This window comes from Komagataeibacter rhaeticus (assembly GCF_011611525.1).
Classification (GTDB): Bacteria; Pseudomonadota; Alphaproteobacteria; order Acetobacterales; family Acetobacteraceae; genus Komagataeibacter; species Komagataeibacter rhaeticus.
This window is the reverse complement of the sequence record NZ_CP050139.1, coordinates 539,408-561,539: the sequence shown is the minus strand read 5'-3', so window position 1 is coordinate 561,539 and position 22,132 is coordinate 539,408. Positions and strand designations below refer to the sequence as shown.

Sequence of the window (22,132 nt, the reverse complement as noted above, 5' to 3'; positions counted from 1 at the left end):
CCTGTCACGGACTGCCGGGGCCATGTGCGCGCCACACATGACCAATGGACAAGACACGGGCGACGCATGACGGTAGAAAAACGCATGCCCGACCGCAATCCCATACAGACGGACCTGCTGCCCCCCCCTGGCGGAAGCGCGCGCGTGCGGGTCATGCTGACCCTGCCCTTTGCCGGGCCGCTGGACTATACGCTGCCGCCCCGGCTGGCGGGGGCGATGCCGGGGGATATTGTTACCGTGCCGCTGGGCCGCCGCACGGAAACGGGGGTGATATGGGACGCCACATCCCGCCTGCCGCCGGAATTCACGCCGCCCCCACAAAAGGACGTGCCCACCAGCCGCCTCAAGCCCGTGGCCGCACGGCTTGACCTGCCGCCGCTACCTGCCCAGCTGCGCCGGTTCGTGGACTGGGTGGCGGCCTATACCCTCTCGCCGCCGGGCATGGTGCTGGCCATGGCGCTGCGGGCCAATGCACTCGCACCGCTGCCCAGACCGGCCACGGGCTGGATCGCCGCCCCCACCGTGCCGTCCGGGCTGCGCCTGACCCCTGCGCGCCAGAAGGTGCTGGAACTGGCCACCACCGCCCTGCCCACGGCGGAACTGGCGCGCCGTGCCGGGGTCGGGGCCGCGGTGATTCGCGGGCTTGCGCAGGCCGGGGCACTGACGGCGGTGGAAATCCTGCCCCCTCCCCCCTTCGCCCTGCCCGATCCCGCCCACTGCCCCCCGCAACTGGAGGGCGAGCAGGCCGAGGTCGCAGCCCAGCTGCGCGCACGGGTGGACGAAAACGGTTTTTCCATCACCCTGCTCGAAGGGGTAACGGGATCAGGCAAGACCGAAATCTACATGGAGGCGATTGCCGCCTGTGTGGCGGCAGGGCGACAGGCGCTGGTGCTGCTGCCTGAAATCGCCCTTTCCGCCCAGTGGACGGGCCGCTTCGCCCGCCGTTTTGGCGCGGAACCGGCCCTGTGGCATTCCGATCTGGGCGCACGCCTGCGCAGGGTGACGTGGCGGGCGGTGGCCGATGGTACGGCGCGCGTGGTGGTGGGCGCGCGCTCGGCGCTGTTCCTGCCGTTTGACCAGCTTGGCCTGATCATTGTGGATGAGGAACACGAAACCGCCTTCAAGCAGGAAGATGGCGTAACCTATCATGCCCGCGACATGGCGGTGGTGCGCGCGCGCATGAGCCAGGCGCCCATCGTGCTGGTTTCGGCCACCCCCAGCCTTGAAAGCCTGGCCAATGTGGGCGCGGGCCGATACCGGCACCTGAAGCTGAACGCCCGCCATGGCAACGCCAGCATGCCGGATGTGGAAACGCTGGACATGCGCGCCGACCCGCCCGAGCGCGGGCTGTTCCTCTCCCCCATGCTGACCGGCGCGATCAATGACGCGATCGGGCGCGGCGAACAGGCCATGCTGTTCCTCAACCGCCGGGGCTATGCGCCGCTTACGCTGTGCCGCACCTGCGGCCACCGCATGCAATGCCCCAACTGCACCGCGTGGCTGGTGGAACACCGCGCGCGCCATATCCTGACCTGCCACCATTGCGGGTATGACGAACCCATTCCCCAGACCTGCCCCAAATGCGCCGATGCCGACAGCCTGACCCCCATCGGCCCCGGCGTGGAACGCATAACCGAGGAAGCACGCGCCACCTTCCCCGATGCGCGGATACTGGTCATGGCCAGTGACACCCTGAATGGTCCCGCCGCCACCGCCGCTGCCGTGGAGCGCATAGCCCGGCGTGAGATCGACCTTGTGATCGGCACCCAGATCGTGGCCAAGGGCTGGCATTTCCCGCATCTGACACTGGTGGGCATCGTGGATGCGGACCTTGGGCTGGGCGGTGGCGACCTGCGGGCATCCGAGCGCACGGTGCAGCTGCTCCACCAGGTGGCGGGCCGCGCGGGGCGGGCGGAGGCGCCGGGGCGCGTGCTGTTGCAGAGCTACGTGCCCGACCACCCGGTCATGCAGGCGCTGGTATCGGGCGACTTTGCCAGTTTCATGCAGCAGGAGGCCGAACAGCGCCGCCCCGGCTTCTGGCCCCCTTATGGCCGGCTGGCCGCCGTGATTGTCAGTGCGGAGGCACCGGATGCGGCCGACCTGACCGCCCGCGCGCTGGGCCAGAACGCGCCCCGGCTGGATGGCGTGCAGGTGCTTGGCCCCGCACCCGCGCCGCTGGCCATCCTGCGCGGGCGGCACCGCTTCCGCCTGCTGCTGCGCGCGCGGCGCAACATTGCGGTGCAGCCGATCATGCGCGAATGGCTCTCACGCGTGAAACCCGAGCGCGGGGCGCGGATTGATGTGGATATCGACCCGGTCTCGTTCCTGTAAGAAACCAGACGATTTAAAATACAAAAGTTTCCGGGTGCCGCCTTTTTTCAAGAAGGCGGTGTTCTTCGAAGCTTTTTGAAAAAAGCTTCACCAAAAACTTTTATCCGTTTTCATTACTGCGCTTCCGTCGCGTGCGTCATGCCGCGCTGGAGCGCCTGTTCCACCTTGCGGCCCGCAAGCGACAGGGCCACGGCCTCGGCAATGCGGATGCCGTCAATCCCGGCGGACAGGATGCCACCGGCATAACCCGCCCCCTCACCCGCCGGGAACAGGCCGCGCACGTTGATGCCCTGCCCATCCGCCCCGCGCGGAATGCGCAGCGGCGAGGAGGTGCGCGTCTCCACCCCGGTCATGACCGCATCGCGCATGGAAAAACCGGCCAGTTTGCGATCAAAATGGGGCAGGGCCTCGCGTATGGCATCGATGGCAAAACCGGGCAGGCAGCGCGCAAGGTCGGTGGGGGTGACACCGGGGCGATAGGACGGCACGACATCCCCCAGTGCGGTGGACGGCCTGCCATCAAGGAAATCCCCCACCGTCTGGGCCGGGGCGAAATAGGCGCCGCCACCGGCTTCATACGCCTTGCGTTCCCACTCGCGCTGGAAGGCAATGCCCGCCAACGGGCCGCCGGGGTAATCCTGTTCCGGTGTCACGCCCACCACGATGCCCGCATTGGCATTGCGCTCGGCACGGGAATACTGGCTCATGCCGTTGGTCACCACCTGCCCCGGCTCGGACGTGGCGGCCACCACCGTGCCGCCGGGGCACATGCAGAAGGAATAGACTGCGCGGCCATTGCCGGCATGGTGCACCAGCTTGTAATCGGCCGCCCCCAGCAGGGGAATCGGCTCGGGCTGGCTGTAGCGCGCGGTATTGATGACGGATTGCGGATGCTCGATCCGCACCCCGATCGAGAACGGCTTGGCCACCATGGCCACCCCCGCCGCATGCAGCGACTCAAACGTATCCCGCGCGCTGTGGCCTATGGCCAGCACCACATGGCCGGTCACGATTTCCGCCCCGTCCGCCAGCCGCAGGGCGGCGATGCGCTGGCCGCCCGCCCCGTCATCGCGCATCACGAAGTCACGCACATGCGCGCCAAAGCGGTATTCGCCACCAAGGGATTCAATCTCGGCCCGGATATGCTCCACCATCGAGACCAGCCGGAACGTGCCGATATGCGGGCGGGAGAGGTATTCAATTTCCTCCGGCGCGCCGGCACGCACGAATTCGGCCAGCACCTTGCGCCCGTAATGGCGCGGGTCACTGACCTGGCTGTACAGCTTGCCATCCGAGAAGGTACCCGCCCCCCCTTCGCCAAACTGCACGTTGCTTTCCGGTGTCAGGATGGATCTGCGCCACAGGGCAAAGGTATCGACCGTGCGCTCACGCACCACCTTGCCGCGTTCCAGCACCAGCGGGCGCAGGCCCATCTGCGCCAGCACCAGGGCTGCCATCAGCCCGCACGGCCCGGCCCCGATCACCACCGGCCGCGTAAAACCGGGCCGGGCGGCGATCCGCGCGCCATCATCGATGACGAAGCGGTAGGCGGTATCGGGGGCCGGCATGATATCCCGCGCGCCGCCATGGGCGGCCAGGACAGTGGCCTCGTCCCGCACGGTACAGTCAACGGTATAGACCAGCATGATCCGCCCCCGCCTGCGGGCATCGTGCCCCCGGCGGAATATGGTGATCTGCCCCACGTCCTCCACCGCCACGCCCAGCCGTCCGGCCACGGCGCCACGCAGCGCGTCCTCCGCATGGCCAAGGGGCAGGCGCAGTTCGGTCAGTCGGATCATGGGGCGTGTCCTTGCTGGCAGGAGGCGGGTGGAGGTGACTTATCACGCCCCCGCCCCGCGCAAAACGTGCTAAGTGGTGGTGACAGGGCCTGACCTTCTGCTAGGAAGGCACGCGACCCTTGTCTTCCCTGCAGACGGACACAGCCCCATGGGCGAATGCCAACACAATCATGGCCCTGACGGCCATGCCCACATGGCCGCGCACAACCACGCGCATGACGGCCACGCGGCCCATGGCCATACGGGGCACGACCATGACGGGCATGAGGGGGACAGCCACAACCATGCGGGCCATGACTGCGGGCATGACCACGGCCATGGCGGGCTGTTCGGCCACCACCATGTGCACACGCCTGAGTCCTACGGGCGGGCATTCGCCATCGGCATCGCCCTCAACCTTGTCTATGTCATCGGGGAAGCGGCATGGGGCGTGCGCAGCCATGCGCTCTCGCTGCTGGCGGATGCGGGGCACAACCTGTCCGACGTGCTGGCGCTGGGGGCGGCATGGCTGGCCGAAGCGCTCTCACGCCGCGCGCCCACCACCAATTTCACCTACGGGCTGCGCCGGTCCTCCATCCTGGCCGCCCTTGGCAACGCCATCGCCCTGCTGGTGGTGACGGGGGGCATCATGTGGGAAGCCGTGCTGCGCCTGATCCACCCGCACCCGGTGGCCGGGGTGGCGGTCATGGTGGTGGCGGGCATCGGGATCGTGGTGAATGGCGCAACCGCGCTGCTGTTCGCCAGCGGGGGCAGGAAGGACCTCAACCTGCATGGCGCGTTCCTGCACATGGCGTCGGACGCGGTGATGTCACTGGCGGTGGTGGCGGGCGGTGGCGTGATCCTGCTGACGGGATGGCTGCGAATCGACCCTGTCATCTGTCTTGTCGTCTCGCTGTCCATCATCCTGGCCACATGGTCGCTTCTGCGGGATTCACTGGACATGGCGCTGGACCGCGTGCCGCGCGGCATCGACCCGGCACAGGTGGCCGCCTTCCTGCGCACGCTGCCCGGCGTGTGCGACCTGCATGACCTGCATATCTGGCCGATCAGCACGACCGAGACGGCGCTGACCGTCCATCTGGTGCGTGACGCGCGTGAAAGCGGCCACCCGGCCGAAGGGCTGCTGAACCTGGCCGCGCGCGAACTGGACGCACGCTTTGGCATCGTGCATCCCACTTTCCAGATCGAGACCCTGAGCGATGCCGACAGCTGCATCCTTGCCAGTGCCCACACCATCTGAGAACAAGGACCGCCCGGCCGGCATGTCAGCAGAACCCGATACCAAGATCCTGGCTGCATGGTGCAGCGTTGCCATAAGCCTTGTGGCCCTGGGCATGAAATACGCGGCGTGGCGGGTGACGGATTCCATCGCGCTGTATTCCGACGCGGTGGAGACGATCATCAACGTGGTTTCCGCCGTGGCGGGACTATGGGCGCTGCGGGTGGCCAGCCTGCCGCCCGACCACAACCACACCTATGGCCATTACAAGGCCGAATACCTGTCCGCCGTGGCCGAAGGGGTGCTGGTTGTCATCACCTCCATCACCATCGCGCATGAGGCATGGATCGGCTTTGCCCACATGCACGCGCCCGAGGATTCGCTGCTGGGCATAAGCCTTAATGGCGGGGCGGGAGTGCTCAACCTGGGGTGGGGGCTGGTGCTGCTGCGCCTTGGGCGCGCGCACCATTCGCCAGCCCTGGTGGCAAGCGGGCACCATGTCCTGTCCGATGTATGGACATCCGCCGTGCTGATCTGCGGGTTCATCCTGATCCCGCTGACCGGCTGGCTGTGGCTTGACCCGCTGCTGGCGGCCATGATCTCGCTCAACGTGCTGCGCACGGGGTGGGACATGATGCGCACCTCCATCGCGGGGCTTATGGATGAAGCCCCCAATTCCGAGACCCTGGCCGAGATCCGTTCCATCATCTCCCACACCGCCACCGGCGCGATGGAAGCCCATGACATCCGCGCGCGCATCGTGGGGGCGATGACCTTCATCGAATTCCATCTTGTCGTGCCCGGCACGATGAGCGTGGAGGACGCCCACCACATCTGTGACCGTGTGGAGGAAGGGCTGCGCGCGGGCGTGGGGGACGCATTGATCAACATCCACGTCGAACCCGAACGCAAGGCCAAGCATACCGGCGTGCTGGTCCTGCCCTGAACCTGCGGCCGACCCGGCCGCCATTATGAAAATGCCCGGCTGGCCTGCGATAAAAACCCCCCTTGTCGCGCAACCGGGCTGCTACCCCCCGGTTTACCAGTCAGTGCTGTTGCTGAAAGTTCCCTGCCGGTCATGCGAACCGACCTAACCGAGATCCGCCGACGGCACATGCGCCACCTGCGCCGTTCCGCCCGCATCACCACCGAACAGTGGCGGCGCAAGCTTGCCTGCTGGGCGGCCGCCGTGGTGGTGGGGGTGGTGGCCGTGGGCTTTGCCATGGCGGCCGATGCCGCGGCCACCGTGCGCGGCCATATCATTGCCGTAAGCCCATGGATCATGCTGGGCCTTACCCCTGCGGGGCTGGCGCTTTCCACATGGCTGACCCGCACATGGTTCCGCGGCGCGCAGGGCAGCGGCATACCGCAGACCATCGCCACCCTGCACCTTGAAAACTTCGCCATCATCGACCGGCTGCTCTCGCTGCGGGTGGCGGCGGGCAAGATCGTGCTGACCACGCTGGGGCTGGTGGCCGGTGGCTCCATCGGGCGTGAGGGGCCGAGCGTGCAGATTGGCGCCGCCATCATGCATGCCTGCGGGCGGTGGCTCAACCTGTCCACCGTCAGCATGCGGCGCGGGCTGATCCTGGCGGGGGGCGCATCCGGCGTGTCGGCGGCATTCAACACGCCGCTGGCCGGAATCGTCTTTGCCATCGAGGAACTGAGCCACTCGTTCGAGCAGCGCACCAGCGGCACCATGCTGACCGGCGTGATCCTGTCGGGTGTGACCGCCATCGCGCTGGTGGGCAATTACAGTTATTTCGGCCACACCGACGTGGTGGTGCCCATTGGCATAAGCTGGATCGCGGTACCGACCTGCGGCATTCTGGGCGGGATTGGCGGCGGGGTGTTCTCCGCCATCCTGATCCGCGCGACCCGTGGGCTGCCGGGGGGACTGGGCCGGTTCGCGCGCGGCAGGCCGGTGGCGTTCGCCGCCACCTGCGGGCTGCTGCTGGCCGTGATCGGCATTGCGTCGGATGGCATCACCTACGGCACGGGCTACGAACAGGCGCATGAAATCATAGATGGCAGGACGCACTATCCTGCGTCTTTCTTCATCCTGAAGTTCATCGCCACCATCATTTCCTACTGTTCGGGCATACCGGGGGGGCTGTTCGCGCCCTCGCTGGCCATTGGCGCGGGTTTCGGGGGATGGGTGGCGCAGTTCCTGCCGCATACCACGCCCGGCGCGGTGGTGCTGCTGGGCACGGTGGCCTATTTCTCCGCCGTGGTGCAGTCACCGCTTACCGCATCGGTCATCGTGATGGAAATGTGCGATAACCAGCAGGTCACACTCGCGCTGCTGGCCACGTCGTTCCTGGCCTATGGCGTCTCGCGCATGATCTGCTCGCAGCCGCTTTATGCCGCGCTGGCCGAAGCCTTCCTGGATGGCATGGCCACGGCACCGCGCGCGCCTGCGGCCGCGCCGCCGCCTGCCCCGCCGCTACCGGCCCCCGCCGCGCGCTGACAGCACGCGGTCGTACAGCGCCAGCCACTGGCGGGTCACCGCCTGCGGGGTGAAACCCGCATCATACTCCCGCCTGCCGCCCGCCACGATGCGCGCGGCAAGCGCCGGGTCATCCAGCACCCGCCGCAGGGCGGCCGCCAGCGCCGGTGCATCGTCAATGGGCACCAGCATGCCGTTTTCCCCGTCACGCACATGGGCGCGCGGGCCTGCGGCGGCACAGGCCACCAGCGGCACATCCATCGACCAGGCATCCAGGATGACGGTGCCAAACGGTTCGTAACGCGAGGGCAGGACACAGATGTCGGCCGCCGCCAGCAAGGCCCCCCGATCCGTGCGCCAGCCCAGGAAATGCACCCGCCCCGCCACCCCCAGCCTTGCCGCCCGCGCCGCAAGGGCCGCATGCAGTTCCCCTTCGCCCGCCAGCCAGACATGGCAGTCCGGCAGGTCCGGCAGGGCATCGAGCAGCGTTTCCAGCCCCTTGGCCGGATGCAGGCGCGAGAGCACCAGCAGCACGCGGGCATCGGGCGGGGTATCAAGGGCGTGCCGCGTCACCGGCGCCGCCGGTGTGACGGAGGAAAAGGTGGGCACATAGGCCACCCGGTCCGCCGGGGCGCCGCGTTCGCGCATGGACTGCGCCATGTCCGGCGTGCAGCCGACAAACCAGTCACAATGCGCGAAGGGGCGCAGGTCCTTGTAATTGCCAAACCAGCCAATGACCGGCACGCCGGTATGGGCGGGCACCAGTTCCGCCGCGCGGCGCAGCCAGCAATGGATCAGGTCGGGCCGCATGCGCGTGATCAGCTGGCGCATGGCGTGGCGGGCCAGCGGCCGGAAGGGAAGGCGCAGCGGCAGGGTATCCACCGCCACGCCCCCGGCGCGCATTTCCGCCAGCCGGGGGGCGGCGGGGTGCAGCACGGCGCATTGCGCAGGCCCGGCCTGCTGCAGGCCCAGCATGGCATCGGTGGCGTAAAGCTCCGCCCCGCCATTGCCGCGTGCCGCCATGACATGGAGTACCCGCATGACCGTGTTTTCCCCTTCCGCGTGGCGGGGCACCTTCAGCGCGCCGAAAGGTCCACCACGCTCGCACGGCCGTCTTCCGTGCCGAAGGCAAGAGCGCAGCCATCGGGGCTGAAGGCCAGTGCGGAAACCGCCTCCCCGCCCCCCATGCACACCGGCAGGATGCGCTGCGCCCCGGTATCGGCCATGAGCACCGAGCCATCGGCAAAGCCCGCCGCCACGATATCATGCACCGGATGGCAGGCCACGCGGGTGCACATCACGCCGGGAATGCCGCCAGCCTCCGCCGGGGGCTTGCCCATCGGGCCGCCACCGAAGAACGGCCACATGACAATCGTGTCCGCCCCGCTGGTCACCAGCCATTTGCCATTGCGGGTGAACGCCATGGACTGCACCTTGGACGGGTAGCCGCTCATGCGCATGTTGTGCCCGTCCGACAGCCGCCAGCCATGCAGTTCCGATTCCTGCATGGACGTGACCAGCGCCTCGCCGCCCGGGTGGATGGCAATGCCGATATGGCTGCCCTTCCATTCCAGCGGGCGCACGGTATCCACCTTTGCCTGCACGAACCACATCGACGCGCCGTTGTAGTGCGAGGCCGCGATGCGCTTGCCCTTGGCATCGAACACGATGCCGCTGACGGTGGAAGGGTGCTCCAGCACCTTGAGCGTCCCGTGGCCACCCGCATCCCGCAGTTCGACCTGCCTGCCGGATGCAAACGCGATCACCCCGCCCTTGCCCTTGTCGTCGCACCATGTGGTGACGTGCTCGATCCAGCGGCGGCCGCGCACAAGGTCGCTTACGCTGCCATCAGCCGCCATCCGGCGCAGGGTATTGTCATCCCCGCCGGTCAGGAAGCCGGTCGGCGCGGCATCGGGGGCCACGGCCAGGATCGCGCCGTCATGCACGGTCTGGACAGTCCATGCATCCCCGCGGCCCCAGTCCGCCCGGTCGGCCAGCACCACGTCCCCTTCCGCCGTAACAAAGGCAACCTGCTGGCTGTCACGCGCAATGGCGCAGCCGGTCACATGGCCTTCAAGCTGGCGGATGGCCCCACGGCGTTCAAGCAGGGTGGGGCCCATGGCATCATTCACGGTATCGCTCATTTCGCACGGCAGCTTTCAAAACCACGGCGCAGTTGCGGGCGGTTGAGGTTGCGGCCAATGAATACAAGACGCGAGGCACGCGGCTCGCCTTCCTTCCACGGGCCGATAAAGCCGCCATCGGCCATCATGTGCACGGCCTGGAAGGCAAAGCGCTGGTCCTCGCCCGCATAGTTCAGGATGCCCTTGGCGCGCAGGATATCGGCCCCCTGCTCCTGCAGCACGGCACCGATCCATGCCTGGAACTTGGCGGCATCCAGCGGTTCCTCCACCTCATAGGACAGGGAGGTCACGTCCGCCTCATGCGAATGGCTGGTGTCCTCAAGGAAATGCGGCGCATGTTCAAGCGCGCGCTGCAGGTCAAAGCCGCCCTGGTCCAGCACATCGGACAGCTTCACATCCCCGCGCCGCGCGCGGTGGAGGCGGGCGACGGCATTGATGGAACGGATGCGCTTTTCTATCGCCTCAAGGCCCGCTTCATCGACAAGGTCGGTCTTGTTGAGGATGATGACATCGGCAAAGGCGATCTGGTTGACCGCCTCGGGGCTTTCCTCAAGCGTCTGGATGACGTTGTAGGCATCCACCACCGTGACAACGGCATCGAGCCGGGTCCTGCCGCGCACGTCCTCGTCCACGAAGAAGGTCTGGGCCACGGGGGCGGGATCGGCCAGGCCCGTGGTCTCGACAATGATGCCATCGAATTTGGCGCGCCGCTTCATCAGGTTGCCAAGGATGCGGATCAGGTCGCCACGCACGGTGCAGCAGATGCAGCCGTTGTTCATCTCGAACACTTCCTCGTCGGCATCCACCACAAGGTCGTTATCCACGCCAAGTTCACCGAACTCGTTCACCACCACCGCGTATTTGCGGCCATGCTGGGCGGTCAGGATGTGGTTGAGCAGCGTGGTCTTGCCCGCACCCAGAAAGCCCGTCAGCACCGTAACCGGCACAAGGGCGTTCTGGGCTGCGGCATCGGGCGCTGCCTGGGCGGTATCGGACATGGGGCCTCCGGTCTTTCAGTGTTATCTGGCAACTGTGCAGGATGCTGGCGTAAGCCGTGTTCCGACCAGATATAGGGCCATGGGCCGGCCTGTCCCATACCCGACGGTGCAGAAAAATGTCAGCCGGGGTGGCGGTGCAGGCATGCCATGCGCAATGCGGCGCGGTGGGCACGGGCGTGGGCCATGCCAAAACGCGCGGCCTGCTGGCGCCCGCGCGCGGCAAGGGCCGCGCGGGCGTCCGGGTCCGCCATCAGCCCGCCCACCACCCGCGCAAGCCCGGATGCGGGTTCTGGCGGGCACAGCATGCCCCCTTCGCCCACCACTTCGGGCAGGCCGCCATGGGGGGCGGCCACAAGGGCCGCGCCTGCCGCCATGGCCTCCAGCGCGGTCATGCCAAAGGGTTCGGGCCAGCGGCTGGGCACGACCACAATGGCGGCCCGTCCCATGGCCGCCAGCACATCCGCGTGCGGGCGGTAGCCTGTCATGTCCACCCCTGCCGCGCGGGCCTGCGGCAAAAGGCCGGTCACAAAGGGGGTGGGCTGTGCATCGGGGCGGAATCGGTCGGCCCCGATCATGCCAAAGCGCCAGCCCGGATGGGCCGGGGCCAGCAGCCCGCAGGCGGCCACGAACAGGTCCGCCCCCTTATCCGCCACCACACGGCCCGCAAACAGCACGTACGGGTCACGCTGCGCCATGGGCGTGACCCGTTCGGGCAGCGCAACCCCGTTGGGCGAGACGCCAACCCGTTGCGCGCACGCGGCCGGCAGGCCATCCAGGAACCGCGCCCTGAGCCAGCCCGACACACAGGCCACATCCATCACCCGCAGCAGGTCACGCCGCAATGCGGGCGTGTCGGCCCCACGCATGCCCTGCGGGTCGTTATGCAGCACCAGCAGCACGCGCTGGCCGGGCCTGCGGCGGGCAATGTAGTGGGCGGTATCGGGGCGGTTATGCACCTCCACCACGGCGGGGCCGATGCTGGCCACGGCACGCAGGGCGGCCGCGGCATAACGCAGGCTGCGGCTGCCCGGGGGCCACAGGCCGGGCTGGATGGCGCGGTATTCATGGTCGGGCAGCAGGGAAGGCCCCGCAGGCGGCGGCCCCACGATCACATCCTGCGCCCCGGCAAGGGCCGCCACCTGCAGGCCGATCGCGCCAACCGCGCCGGGGCTGAACCCCTCACGCGCGGGCAGCACCACGGCCACGCGCCATGGCATGGGCGCGGGCGGGTTCAGGCGATATCCTCAAAGCGGGACTGCTGCCAGGCTACCGGCTCGTCCGCCGCCTGCGCGTACCACTGCGCCACCAGCGGATGGGCGCGCACGGCGGCCATGTAAGCCTGCGCGGGCGCGGACGGGCTGACCCCATAGGACAGGAAGCGCGAGACGATGGGCGCGAACATGGCATCCGCCATGCCGAATTCCGCACCGAACAGGAAATCCCCCCCCTTGCCGAAATCCAGCCGCGCCTCGGTCCAGATGGCGTCGATGCGGGTGATGTCGGCATCGATATCGGGTGTGGTGCCACCTGCCAGCGGGCGGTTGTCACGCCCGGTATTCATGGGCATGGCCTGACGCAGGGCACGGAAGCCCGCATGCATCTCGGATGCGATGCTGCGGGCATAGGCACGCGCGCGCGCATCGGCGGGCCACAGGCCGGGGGCCTGCTCGGCGCAGTATTCGCACAGGGCAAGGCTTTCCCATACCGCAATGCCGTTGTGCTCCAGATAGGGCACCTTGCCATTGGGCGAGAGGGTCGCGATGGCCGCCGTCTGCCCGTTATCGGCCAGCGGGATCAGCTGTTCCCGTACATCCAGCCCCGCCAGCCTGACGGCAAGCCAGCCCCGCAGTGACCATGAGGAATACCGCCGCGTGCCGATCACCAGCATGCCATCACGCATCCGACACGCCCTTTTCTTCACTGTCGGGCCGGCGGATGAAACCGCCGCCCAGCACCCTGCTGCCATCGTACAGGACACAGGCCTGCCCCGGCGCGGGCACGGCCCCTTCATCCAGTTCCACCCGCGCGCCCCCATTCCCGGCCTGCCATATGGTGGCCGGGCGCGCGGCCTCCCGCGCGCGGATCTGGACCGCGCAGCGCAGGCCATCCGGCCCCGGCGGGGACACAAGCCAGTTCATGTCGCGCAGCATGAGCGTGCGCGTGACCGCCTGCGCGCGCGGGCCGATCACGACCCGCCTGCTGGCGGGCTGGATACCCACCACCATCTGGCGCGCGCCATCACGCATGGCGGCGTTGCCCAGCCGCCTGCTCTGGCCCACGGTATAGCGGGTCACACCTTCATGCCGGCCGACCACCTGGCCCGACTGGTCCACGATCTCACCCGCCCCCGTCACATCAGGGCGCAGTTTCTCCACCAGCCCGGCATAGGACCCGTCGGTCACGAAGCACAGGTCCTGGCTGTCGGGCTTGGCGGCAACAGCCAGGCCAAAGCGCTCGGCCTCCGCCCGCACGGCCGCCTTGTCGGGCATGTCGCCCAGCGGGAAACGCAGGAAATCAAGCTGGTCACGGGTCGTGGCGAACAGGAACCATGACTGGTCACGCCCGGCATCGACCGGGCGGTGCATCTCGGGGCCATCGGGGCCTTCCACGCGGCGCACGTAATGCCCGGTGGCCATGGCATCCACCCCCAGCTCGCGCGCCATGCCCAGAAGGTCGGTAAACTTCACGCCCTGATTGCAGGCCACGCAGGGCACGGGGGTTTCACCCGCCGCATAGGCATCGGCGAAGGTGCCGATCACGCTGTCATGGAAACGGCGCTCGGCATCGATCACATAATGTGGGATGCCCAGCCGGTCGGCCACGCGGCGGGCATCGTGAATGTCACGACCCGCGCAGCACGCGCCCTTTTTCGTGCTTTCGCGTGAATCATAAAGCTGGAGGGTCGCACCGATCACCTCGTGCCCCTCGTCCACCAGACGGGCGGCAACGACGGAACTGTCCACCCCGCCGGACATGGCCACAAGAATGCGCATGGCTTGGTTCCACTTCCCGATGACAGGCAATGCCCGCAGGACTATCCGCCCCCGGGCATCGCACGTCAAACATCATGTTGCGCGCACGTCACGACGCGCGGTGTATCATGGCGACTGCCGTCAGGACGTGCGCGGCAGGCGCACCACCAGGCCGTCCAGCGCCTCGGTCATCACGATCTGGCAGCCCAGGCGCGATGTCTTTTCCAGCCCGAAGGCCAGGTCGAGCATGTCTTCCTCGTCCTCGGTCGGCGGCGTGAGCCTGGGTGCCCATTCCGGGTCCACCACCACATGGCAGGTGGCGCAGGCCAGCGAGCCTTCGCACGCGCCTTCAAGGTCGATCCCGTTTTTATGAGCGATTTCCAGAACGGACAGGCCCAGCGGGGCCGCGACTTCGCGGCGGCTGCCGTCACGCTCGATGAATGTTATATGCGCCATCTTTTCATCCTGCCTGTGCTGTTTGCCCGTCATGGGGCGAAACACTGCCTTGCGCGCGGCACCGTGCCACGGCCTGGCACAGGATCGCCGCCGCGCGCTCCACATCGGCGGGTGACGTATAGCGTCCGACGGCCAGACGCAAGCCTTCCGCCGCCGCGGCACCGTCCAGCCCCATGGCCGTCAGCACGTAGGAGGGCACCACATCGGCCGAGGAACAGGCCGACCCGGTGGACAGGCACAACTGCGGCACCGCCGCCAGCAGGTCCATCGCCCGCACCCCCGCAAAACGCAGGTTGAGGTTGCCCGCAAGCCGTCCCTCCATGCGCCCGTGCACCTGCACGCCGCCGCAACCCGCCCGCAATGCCGCGAGCATCCGGTCACGCAGGCCCGCAATGCGCGCGCGTTCCGCCGCCCCTTCGGCCCGGGCAATGCGGCACGCCGCGCCAAAGCCGATGATCAGGGGCGCAGGCAACGTGCCTGAACGCAGCCCGCGCTCCTGCCCGCCCCCCGAGAACAGCGGGGCCAGCCGCACCCGGGGCCTGCGGCGCACGAACAGCGCACCCACCCCCTTGGGCCCATACAGCTTGTGGGCGGAGACGGAAGCCAGGTCCAGATCCCACGCCCTTACGTCCACATCCACCTTGCCCGCCGCCTGCGCCAGGTCACTGTGCAGCAGCGCGCCCGCACGGCGGACAAGGGGCGCGAGGGCGGCGATGTCCTGCAGCACGCCCGTCTCGTTATTGGCGGCCATGATGCTGACCAGCAGGGTGGGCACGTCCAGCGCGCGGGCCAGCACGTCCGGGTCCAGCGTGCCATCGGGGCGGACGGGCAGGATCACCGGCTCACAGCCCTCACTGGCCAGGTCGCGCACCGATTCCAGCACGCATTTATGCTCGGTTGCCAGCGTGATGACCCGCCTGCGCGCATCGCCGCGCGCCAGCAGGTGACGGACCGCGCCCTTGATGGCCAGGTTGTTGGCCTCGGTCGCACCCGAGGTGAACACGATCTCACGCGCTTCCGCCCCCAGCAGGGCGGCGACTTCGGCGCGGGCGTGCTCCACCGCCTCATGCACGGCGCGGCCGGCCGCGTGGTCAAGGCTGTGCGGATTGGCGAAGCTTTGGGTGAACCACGGCAGCATCTCCGCCATCACGCGCGGGTCACAGGGCGTGGTGGCCTGATAGTCGAGATAGATCAGGTCGGTCCCGCTCATGCCACGACTCCGGGCCGGGCGGGCAGGCGGGCCACCATGGCGGCATAGGCGGCGATGAACCCGTCCACGTCCGCCTCTGTGACCGACCACGGCAGGGAAACGCGGATGGCGCAGCCCGCGCCTTCCCCCAGCCCCATGGCATCCAGCACATGCGAGCGCGCGACCTTGCCCGATGAACAGGCCGAACCGGCCGATACGCCATATCCGGCCATGTCAAGCGCGATCAGCTGGGTCTGCGCGCGCCGCCCGGGCAGCAGCAGGCAGGTCGTATTGGCCAGCCGGGGGGCGGCCGCACCACACACCACGGCCCCGAGGGGGGTTGCGGCGCGCTCGATCCGGTCACGCAGCACGCCCAGCCTTGCGGCCTGTACGGACTGGGCCGCCAGCGCGGCACGGGCGGCGGCGACCATGCCGGCAATGGCGGGCAGGGCCGGCGTGCCGCCACGGCGCCCCTGTTCCTGCCCACCGCCCGCCAGCAGCGGCGTGAGCGCGCGGAACCGCTCCCCCGCCAGCAACAATGCCCCCGCCCCCTTTGGCCCGCCGAATTTATGGCCCGAAAGCGCGATGCTGTCGGCCCCCAGCCCCGCCATGTCAAAGCCGATCCGCCCTGCCGCCTGCACCGCATCAACATGCAGCAGCGCGCCATGGGCGTGGCACAAATCGGCAATTTCGCGCACGGGGCTGATCACGCCGGTCTCGTTATTGGCCAGCATGACACACACCAGCGCCGGGGCCGCGCCCGGCACCGCCAGCAGGCGTTCAAGTGCCGCCCCGTCGACCACGCCATCGGCCGTTACGGGAATGGTCTGGCCGGGTGCCGCCTGCCGCACGGCATCATGCTCGGTCGCCCCCACCATGATGCGCCTGCCCTGCCCCTGCCCGGTTATGGCCAGCACATTGGCTTCCGTCCCGCCGGAAGTGAAAATGCAGTTTTCGGCCTGCACGCCAAAAATGGTGGCCAGATCTTCCCGCGCGGTTTCAAGCAGCGCCCGCGCGGCGCGCCCCGCACGGTGCACGGATGCGGGATTACCCACCGCTTCGGCCGCATCCGTCATGGCCGCCAGCGCCTGCGGCCGGATCGGTTCGGAGGCGTTCGCGTCAAGATATGTAAAACGGTCGCGTGCAGTACTCATGCTGTCCAGCCATATGGGTTGCGCCAAGTCAATTTGCGATGGGAATTACGATTTATCTGGCATTTTGTGAATCCACACCGCTATAAGGCAGCGCAACACAATATTTATTGCAACGTGTTATGGGAACGCCTGCACCGTTTCCATGCCGTGGCCGTAATGTCGCCAGGCCCGCCTGCGGGCATGGCAAGGAGAGCGAACCAGCACGACAGCGCCCGCCCTGGCAGGAAAACCGCCAGCCCCCGATGGCGGGCCGACCCGTCCACCCATCCCATATCTGCCCCCCACGCAGGGCACGCCTGCCGAAGATGCACTGCTATCCGGTAGGCGGAATGCCCATTATCAGGCGGGTTGGTATGGGTTTACTTTCGGCTTGGCACGCCAGACCGGATCAGTTCTGTCTTTCGTGCCATCCTGACCGGATGAATACAGGAGCACTTCGTGCATCCGGTGGGGCGGTGCCGAAAAAACAGTGTTTTCTCCGCCTGCCGACCTGACGGGGCATCGCCGGTCAGGCAGGCTGTTACAGTAACCGTTCCCGATGCAATGCCTGGAATGCACGGGGAGATGCAAATGCGGGATACCTATGCCTGAGGTCATGTTTGCCGGCCCTGATGGCCGCCTGGAAGGTCGATACCACCACTCAAGCGCGCCCAACGCGCCGCTTGCGCTGGTGCTCCATCCCCACCCGCTGCATGGCGGGACCATGAACAACCGCATCACCTACGCGATGTACCGTGCGTTCGAGAAGATGGGCTTTTCGGTCATGCGCTACAATTCGCGCGGCGTCGGGCGCTCGCAGGGGCGCTATGATGGGGGCATTGGCGAGATTTCGGATGCCGCCGCCGCCCTTGACTGGATGCAGATGATCAACCCCAATGCCAGCGGGCTGTGGATTGCGGGCTATTCCTTCGGTGCGTTCGTGGGCATGCAGCTGCTCATGCGCCGGCCCGAAATCACGGGCTGGATCAGTGTCGCCCCGCCCGCCAACCATTATGATTTCGGCTTCCTGGCCCCGTGTCCGTGTGGCGGGCTGATGATTGCGGGGGAGAACGACGAACTCGTGCCCGAACCCGCCGTGCGCAAGCTGGTGGACAAGCTGAACACCCAGAAGGGCGTGAGCGTGGATTACCGCATCTTCAAGGGTGCCGACCACGTCTTCGCCAATCAGGCCGAACAGGTGGCCGAGGCGCTGGAAGACCATGTCAGCACGGTCATGAACCGCAAGACACTGGCGCTGGCCGCCGACTGACCAGTCCGCCCGCCGCCGGGTGGTTCCCTGCCGCGCCGTGAACATGCTAGAGGCTGGTCCGCGCCGGGGAAACCCGGCCAGCCAGGCCCATCACAGCGCGGAACAGATCATGCCCAAGAGCGAATTCCTCCGGGAGGCCGAAGCACGCGGCTTCATATTCCAGTGCACCGACATGGAGGCGCTGGACACCGCCATGCAGGCCGGGCCGGTCGGGGGCTATATCGGGTTTGATCCCACGGCGGACAGCCTGCATGTGGGCAGCCTGATCCAGATCATGCTGCTGCGGCTCATGCACCGCCATGGCCACCGCCCGGTTGCCCTGATGGGCGGCGGCACGGCAAGGATCGGTGACCCCTCCTTCCGTGAGGAAGCCCGCAGGCTGATGACGGCAGAGACCATTGCCACCAACCTGCGCGGGGTGGAAGGCTGCCTGCGGCAGTTCCTGCCGCTGGGCACTGGCCCGTCGGACCCGCTGCTGGCCAACAATGCCGACTGGCTGGACCGGCTGTCCTACATCGACCTGCTGCGCGATGTGGGCATCCATTTTTCCGTCAACCGCATGCTGTCGTTCGACTCGGTGCGCTCGCGGCTTGAACGTGAACAGGGGCTGACGTTCCTGGAGTTCAATTACTCCATCCTCCAGTCCTACGATTTCCGTGAACTCAATCTCCGTCATGGCGTGACCCTTCAGATGGGGGGATCGGACCAGTGGGGCAACATCGTATCGGGGATTGACCTGGTGCGCCGGATGAACGGCGCGCAGGTCTTTGGCCTGACAACGCCGCTGCTCACCACCAGTTCCGGCGCCAAGATGGGCAAGACGGCGCAGGGCGCGGTCTGGCTTTCGGCCGCCCGGCTGCCGGTTTTCGATTACTGGCAGTTCTGGCGCAATGTGGAGGATGCGGATGTGGGCCGCTTCCTCCGGCTGTTCACCGAACTGCCGCTTGCGGAATGTGACCGGCTGGCCGCCCTTGGCGGTGCCGAGATCAACGAGGCGAAAAAGGTGCTGGCCACCGAGGCCACTTCCCTGTGCCATGGCCGCGCGGCGGCACAGGAAGCCGCCGACGCCGCCCGCCGCACGTTCGAGGAAGGCGCCGTGACCGCCGCCGCCCTGCCCACCGTGCAGGTGCCCGCCGCCCTGCTGGCCGAAGGCGTGCCCGCCTTCCGCCTGTTTGTCGAAGCCGGTTTTGCCGCCAGCAATGGCGAAGCCCGCCGCCTGATCCGTGGCGGGGGCGCACGGGTGAATGACGTGGTCGTCGGGGATGAGGCGCAGGTCGTCTCCACGGCGGACCTGATTGATGGCGCGCTCAAGCTCTCCTCGGGCCGCAAGCGCCACATCCTGGTCCAGCCGGGCTGAACGGACAGCAGCCCCATGCCCCCCAGGCGCGCGGGCAGGAAGCCTGCCCCCCACCAGCAGGCGGATCTGTTCGCGCCCCCGCAGCTGCCCGCTGCAACCACGCCGAAGCCCGCCGCACGGGTGGCCCCGGCCCTGCCGCCGCTACCCGCCGTGCCGCCAGAGTTATGGGAACGGCTGGGCTATTCGCGGTTCCGCGCCCGGTTCCATCTGGGGGCGAAGGAGCGCGCCTATCTGGATGCGCGTGGCCTGCCGGAAGTCATGGCGCATGCGGCCGATTTCGTGGCGACACGGCTGGCCCCGGCCCAGCCGGACAGGGATGGCCGGCAGACACCATGGCGCGGCCACCCGGTTTTCATTGCCCAGCATGCCACGGGCACCTGCTGCCGGGGCTGCATTGCCAAATGGCATGCCATGCCCGCGGGCCAGAAGCTGGACGCGGCGCAGCAGGCCCATATCCTTGCGGTGATACAGGAATGGCTGAAGCGCGAGGACAGCCGCCCCGCGCCTACACCCGCGCCCAGACCTGATCCCCGCTGATCCAGCAGTCATAGGCGCGCGGGGCGGGGCCTGCCGCCTCGGTCCGGCCGCCGGGGGCCTGCGCGCGCCCGTCGGGGCCGAATGTCCACATATGCAGCGGGCAGACAATCCGGCCATACAGCACGTAACCGGCGGAAAGCCGGGCATTGCCGTGGGGGCAGCGGTCATCGATCACGCCTGGCCGATCCTCATCCACCATCCACACCACCAGCGCCCGGCCATCGCACAGCACGCGCTGCGGGGCTTCGCGCGCGGCTTCCAGCGCGCACAGGGCACGGGAACCTGAGGGCACCTGTTTCATTGACTGCATGCTCCCGCCGGGTTTCGGTTATCATCTTACCTAAAGGGGGCGTGTCGTCTATCCTGCACCAACCCCGCGGGCATGCGGCACATGGCCCGCTTCTTACAGGATATGATGACGCATGGCTCTTTCCCCCCAGCATGAACATCTTCTGGACCGCCTGGCTGAAGTGGCCGTGCGCGTTGGCGTGAACATCGCCCATGGCCAGCAGCTTCTCATCACCGCACCACTGGACGCCGTGCCGCTGGTACGCCGGATTACGGAACATGCCTACCGGGCCGGTGCCTCGCTGGTCACGCCCTTCTATGCCGATGACGCGGCAACCCTGGCCCGCTTCCACCACGCCGCCGACGACACGCTTGATACCGCCGCCGACTGGCTGCAGGACGGCATGGCCACCGCCTATCGCAAGGGGGCGGCCCGCATGGCGATTACCGGCGGCAACCCCGTGCTGCTGGCCAATGAGGACCCCGAGCGCGTCTCCCGCGTGGCGCGCGCGGCCTCCCGCGCGGGGCGCCCGGCGATGGAACTGATCACGCGCTTTGCCATCAACTGGAACATCGTGGCCTTTGCCACCCCCGCATGGGCGGCGCAGGTCTTTCCCGACATGCCGGAAGATGAAGCCGTCAGCCGCCTGTGGGATGCAATCTTCCAGGCATCGCGCGTGATGGTGGATGACCCGGTGGCGGAATGGGAATCCCATAATGCCCGCCTGCACAGGCGCGCGACATGGCTCAATGACCGCCGTTTCGCCGCCCTGCACTTTACCGGGCCGGATACGGACCTGACCGTGGGGCTGGCCGATGGCCATGCCTGGGCGGGCGGGGCCGAGCCTGCGGGCAACGGCATTGTCTGCAACCCCAACATCCCCACCGAGGAAGTGTTCACCACCCCCCATGCCCGCAAGGTCAGCGGCACGGTGCGCGCGACCAAGCCGCTGTTCCATCAGGGCACGCTGATTGACGACATTGCCGTACGCTTCGAGGAAGGCCGCATTGTCGAAGCCCGTGCCAGCAGCGGGCAGGCGGTGCTGGAACGCATCCTTGATACCGATGAAGGCGCGCGCAGGCTGGGTGAAGTGGCGCTTGTGCCCGCCTCCTCCCCCATTTCCGAAAGCGGCATCCTGTTCCGCAACACCCTGTTTGACGAGAACGCGGCCAGCCACATCGCGCTGGGCCAGTCCTATGCCAAGTGCATGCTTGATACCGACAGCCTGACCGAGGCGCATCTGGCCCGGCAGGGTGCCAACAGCAGTTTCATCCATATTGACTGGATGATCGGGTCCGGCAAGATCGATGTGGATGCCATAAACCATGATGGCACCCGCGAACCCCTGATGCGACAGGGCGAATGGAGTCACCAGCCATGAATGCTTCCTTCCTCCGCACGGCGCTTGCCGCCTCCACCTGCGCGCTGGCACTGGCCTGCCTGCCCGCGGCCCTGACCCCGGCGCGGGCACAGGACCAGCAGCCCGCCACCACCCAGCAGCAGGCCCCCAGCGCCGCCCAGCAGGCCGCAATCCAGCGCGACATGCAGACAGTGGCGCAATACAGGCTTCCCAAGGACTTCTTCACGCGCATGACGCCCGTGATCGAGCAGATCCGCGAGTCGCGCATCTCGCCGCCCGAAACCCCCAACATGTCGCTGGAGGACACCATCAAGCGCACGGAAGCCATGCCGCAGCTCCAGCCGATCCTGAAGAAATATGGCATGTCGGCGCGTGAGTTCGTGATGGGCATCACCACATTCGGCATGACCACCGCCATCATGCAGCACCCGGCACAGGACAGCCGCTCCATGCCCCCGCTCAACCCCGACAATGTCCGGCTGATCAAGGCGCATGAAGCCCAGACCCAGGCGCTGATCCAGGCCATGGGGGGCGAAGGCGGTGGCAGCCAGACCGTGGAACAGCCCGAAATGCAGCCCCAGGCCACGCCGCATCGCTAATGGCGCCTGGCAGAACAACGCATTGACGAA

Annotated in this window: 20 protein-coding genes; 9 read left to right on the top strand and 11 right to left on the bottom strand. The window is 67.7% G+C overall.

The window, feature by feature from the left end; translation table 11 throughout:
- Positions 1–84 precede the first annotated feature (84 nt).
- Positions 85–2,331, top strand: a complete 2,247-nt coding sequence (locus tag GWK63_RS02700) for a primosomal protein N' (protein ID WP_039999304.1) — start codon at positions 85–87, stop codon at positions 2,329–2,331.
- A 113-nt stretch (positions 2,332–2,444) separates the two neighbouring features.
- On the opposite strand, the gene GWK63_RS02695 is transcribed toward GWK63_RS02700, so the two are convergent.
- Complete coding sequence (locus tag GWK63_RS02695) at positions 2,445–4,130, bottom strand: NAD(P)/FAD-dependent oxidoreductase (protein WP_007398951.1); 1,686 nt, start codon at positions 4,128–4,130, stop codon at positions 2,445–2,447.
- Positions 4,131–4,278: 148 nt separating this feature from the next.
- On the opposite strand from GWK63_RS02695, the gene GWK63_RS02690 reads away from it, so the two are divergent.
- The 3 genes from GWK63_RS02690 to GWK63_RS02680 all read left to right on the top strand — a co-directional run bounded on the left by GWK63_RS02690 (position 4,279) and on the right by GWK63_RS02680 (position 7,819).
- Positions 4,279–5,370: a cation diffusion facilitator family transporter gene (locus GWK63_RS02690; protein WP_039999286.1), complete on the top strand. Its 1,092-nt coding sequence runs from the start codon at positions 4,279–4,281 to the stop codon at positions 5,368–5,370.
- A 22-nt stretch (positions 5,371–5,392) separates the two neighbouring features.
- Entirely contained in the window at positions 5,393–6,295 is a 903-nt protein-coding gene (locus GWK63_RS02685; protein WP_007398948.1) for a cation diffusion facilitator family transporter, read from the top strand.
- A 168-nt stretch (positions 6,296–6,463) separates the two neighbouring features.
- The gene (locus tag GWK63_RS02680; protein WP_007398947.1) at positions 6,464–7,819 is read left to right on the top strand and encodes a chloride channel protein; all 1,356 of its coding nucleotides are present in this window, start codon (positions 6,464–6,466) and stop codon (positions 7,817–7,819) included.
- Here the strand turns inward: GWK63_RS02680 and GWK63_RS02675 are convergent.
- The 9 genes from GWK63_RS02675 to GWK63_RS02635 all read right to left on the bottom strand — a co-directional run bounded on the left by GWK63_RS02675 (position 7,796) and on the right by GWK63_RS02635 (position 16,711).
- Positions 7,796–8,839: a glycosyltransferase gene (locus GWK63_RS02675; RefSeq protein ID WP_099963317.1), complete on the bottom strand. Its 1,044-nt coding sequence runs from the start codon at positions 8,837–8,839 to the stop codon at positions 7,796–7,798. The two genes, GWK63_RS02680 and GWK63_RS02675, sit on opposite strands and share 24 nt — an antisense overlap.
- A 35-nt stretch (positions 8,840–8,874) precedes the next feature.
- Entirely contained in the window at positions 8,875–9,942 is a 1,068-nt protein-coding gene (locus GWK63_RS02670; RefSeq protein ID WP_039999245.1) for a WD40 repeat domain-containing protein, read from the bottom strand.
- Positions 9,939–10,940: a CobW family GTP-binding protein gene (locus tag GWK63_RS02665; protein WP_007398945.1), complete on the bottom strand. Its 1,002-nt coding sequence runs from the start codon at positions 10,938–10,940 to the stop codon at positions 9,939–9,941. Before GWK63_RS02665 ends, GWK63_RS02670 begins: the two co-directional genes overlap by 4 nt.
- A 119-nt stretch (positions 10,941–11,059) precedes the next feature.
- A complete protein-coding gene (locus tag GWK63_RS02660; protein WP_039999243.1) occupies positions 11,060–12,157 on the bottom strand; it encodes a glycosyltransferase family 4 protein in 1,098 nt (365 codons plus the stop codon).
- Positions 12,158–12,171: 14 nt separating this feature from the next.
- Positions 12,172–12,840 (bottom strand): glutathione S-transferase family protein, encoded by a 669-nt coding sequence (locus tag GWK63_RS02655; protein WP_007398943.1) that lies wholly within the window; start codon positions 12,838–12,840, stop codon positions 12,172–12,174.
- Positions 12,833–13,933, bottom strand: coding sequence for a tRNA 2-thiouridine(34) synthase MnmA (gene mnmA, locus GWK63_RS02650; protein WP_039999242.1), 1,101 nt, complete (start codon positions 13,931–13,933; stop codon positions 12,833–12,835). Before mnmA ends, GWK63_RS02655 begins: the two co-directional genes overlap by 8 nt.
- A gap of 120 nt (positions 13,934–14,053) precedes the next feature.
- Positions 14,054–14,368, bottom strand: a complete 315-nt coding sequence (locus tag GWK63_RS02645) for a ferredoxin family 2Fe-2S iron-sulfur cluster binding protein (RefSeq protein WP_034928884.1) — start codon at positions 14,366–14,368, stop codon at positions 14,054–14,056.
- Positions 14,369–14,372: 4 nt separating this feature from the next.
- Positions 14,373–15,578, bottom strand: a complete 1,206-nt coding sequence (locus GWK63_RS02640; protein WP_039999240.1) for a cysteine desulfurase family protein — start codon at positions 15,576–15,578, stop codon at positions 14,373–14,375.
- Positions 15,575–16,711, bottom strand: a complete 1,137-nt coding sequence (locus GWK63_RS02635; protein ID WP_039999277.1) for a cysteine desulfurase family protein — start codon at positions 16,709–16,711, stop codon at positions 15,575–15,577. The genes GWK63_RS02640 and GWK63_RS02635 overlap by 4 nt, the downstream gene beginning before the upstream one ends.
- Positions 16,712–17,294: 583 nt before the next feature.
- Here GWK63_RS02635 and GWK63_RS02630 point away from each other — a divergent pair.
- The 3 genes from GWK63_RS02630 to GWK63_RS02620 all read left to right on the top strand — a co-directional run bounded on the left by GWK63_RS02630 (position 17,295) and on the right by GWK63_RS02620 (position 19,854).
- A complete protein-coding gene (locus tag GWK63_RS02630) occupies positions 17,295–17,960 on the top strand; it encodes an alpha/beta hydrolase (RefSeq protein ID WP_007398938.1) in 666 nt (221 codons plus the stop codon).
- 109 nt (positions 17,961–18,069) lie between these two features.
- Positions 18,070–19,317 carry a tyrosine--tRNA ligase gene (tyrS, locus tag GWK63_RS02625; protein WP_039999275.1) on the top strand — a complete coding sequence of 416 codons (1,248 nt, stop codon included), beginning with the start codon at positions 18,070–18,072 and terminating at the stop codon, positions 19,315–19,317.
- 15 nt (positions 19,318–19,332) lie between these two features.
- Positions 19,333–19,854 (top strand): DUF4186 domain-containing protein, encoded by a 522-nt coding sequence (locus GWK63_RS02620; RefSeq protein WP_007398935.1) that lies wholly within the window; start codon positions 19,333–19,335, stop codon positions 19,852–19,854.
- Here GWK63_RS02620 and GWK63_RS02615 read toward each other — a convergent pair.
- Positions 19,823–20,155: a Rieske (2Fe-2S) protein gene (locus GWK63_RS02615; RefSeq protein ID WP_034928881.1), complete on the bottom strand. Its 333-nt coding sequence runs from the start codon at positions 20,153–20,155 to the stop codon at positions 19,823–19,825. The genes GWK63_RS02620 and GWK63_RS02615 overlap by 32 nt on opposite strands.
- 121 nt (positions 20,156–20,276) lie before the next feature.
- Here GWK63_RS02615 and GWK63_RS02610 point away from each other — a divergent pair, with 121 nt between their 5' ends.
- Positions 20,277–21,524 carry an aminopeptidase gene (locus GWK63_RS02610; protein ID WP_007398932.1) on the top strand — a complete coding sequence of 416 codons (1,248 nt, stop codon included), beginning with the start codon at positions 20,277–20,279 and terminating at the stop codon, positions 21,522–21,524.
- Entirely contained in the window at positions 21,521–22,102 is a 582-nt protein-coding gene (locus GWK63_RS02605; protein WP_039999238.1) for a hypothetical protein, read from the top strand. Before GWK63_RS02610 ends, GWK63_RS02605 begins: the two co-directional genes overlap by 4 nt.
- Positions 22,103–22,132: the final 30 nt, after the last annotated feature.

What these genes read in the sequence shown, in the direction of transcription:
- GWK63_RS02700 (WP_039999304.1), top strand. Translation starts at nt 85, where the DNA reads ATGCCCGACCGCAATCCCATACAGACGGACCTGCTGCCCCCCCCTGGC.
- GWK63_RS02695 (WP_007398951.1), bottom strand. Translation starts at nt 4,130, where the DNA reads ATGATCCGACTGACCGAACTGCGCCTGCCCCTTGGCCATGCGGAGGAC.
- GWK63_RS02690 (WP_039999286.1), top strand. Translation starts at nt 4,279, where the DNA reads ATGGGCGAATGCCAACACAATCATGGCCCTGACGGCCATGCCCACATG.
- GWK63_RS02685 (WP_007398948.1), top strand. Translation starts at nt 5,393, where the DNA reads ATGTCAGCAGAACCCGATACCAAGATCCTGGCTGCATGGTGCAGCGTT.
- GWK63_RS02680 (WP_007398947.1), top strand. Translation starts at nt 6,464, where the DNA reads ATGCGCCACCTGCGCCGTTCCGCCCGCATCACCACCGAACAGTGGCGG.
- GWK63_RS02675 (WP_099963317.1), bottom strand. Translation starts at nt 8,839, where the DNA reads ATGCGGGTACTCCATGTCATGGCGGCACGCGGCAATGGCGGGGCGGAG.
- GWK63_RS02670 (WP_039999245.1), bottom strand. Translation starts at nt 9,942, where the DNA reads ATGAGCGATACCGTGAATGATGCCATGGGCCCCACCCTGCTTGAACGC.
- GWK63_RS02665 (WP_007398945.1), bottom strand. Translation starts at nt 10,940, where the DNA reads ATGTCCGATACCGCCCAGGCAGCGCCCGATGCCGCAGCCCAGAACGCC.
- GWK63_RS02660 (WP_039999243.1), bottom strand. Translation starts at nt 12,157, where the DNA reads ATGCCATGGCGCGTGGCCGTGGTGCTGCCCGCGCGTGAGGGGTTCAGC.
- GWK63_RS02655 (WP_007398943.1), bottom strand. Translation starts at nt 12,840, where the DNA reads ATGCGTGATGGCATGCTGGTGATCGGCACGCGGCGGTATTCCTCATGG.
- mnmA (WP_039999242.1), bottom strand. Translation starts at nt 13,933, where the DNA reads ATGCGCATTCTTGTGGCCATGTCCGGCGGGGTGGACAGTTCCGTCGTT.
- GWK63_RS02645 (WP_034928884.1), bottom strand. Translation starts at nt 14,368, where the DNA reads ATGGCGCATATAACATTCATCGAGCGTGACGGCAGCCGCCGCGAAGTC.
- GWK63_RS02640 (WP_039999240.1), bottom strand. Translation starts at nt 15,578, where the DNA reads ATGAGCGGGACCGACCTGATCTATCTCGACTATCAGGCCACCACGCCC.
- GWK63_RS02635 (WP_039999277.1), bottom strand. Translation starts at nt 16,711, where the DNA reads ATGAGTACTGCACGCGACCGTTTTACATATCTTGACGCGAACGCCTCC.
- GWK63_RS02630 (WP_007398938.1), top strand. Translation starts at nt 17,295, where the DNA reads ATGCCTGAGGTCATGTTTGCCGGCCCTGATGGCCGCCTGGAAGGTCGA.
- tyrS (WP_039999275.1), top strand. Translation starts at nt 18,070, where the DNA reads ATGCCCAAGAGCGAATTCCTCCGGGAGGCCGAAGCACGCGGCTTCATA.
- GWK63_RS02620 (WP_007398935.1), top strand. Translation starts at nt 19,333, where the DNA reads ATGCCCCCCAGGCGCGCGGGCAGGAAGCCTGCCCCCCACCAGCAGGCG.
- GWK63_RS02615 (WP_034928881.1), bottom strand. Translation starts at nt 20,155, where the DNA reads ATGAAACAGGTGCCCTCAGGTTCCCGTGCCCTGTGCGCGCTGGAAGCC.
- GWK63_RS02610 (WP_007398932.1), top strand. Translation starts at nt 20,277, where the DNA reads ATGGCTCTTTCCCCCCAGCATGAACATCTTCTGGACCGCCTGGCTGAA.
- GWK63_RS02605 (WP_039999238.1), top strand. Translation starts at nt 21,521, where the DNA reads ATGAATGCTTCCTTCCTCCGCACGGCGCTTGCCGCCTCCACCTGCGCG.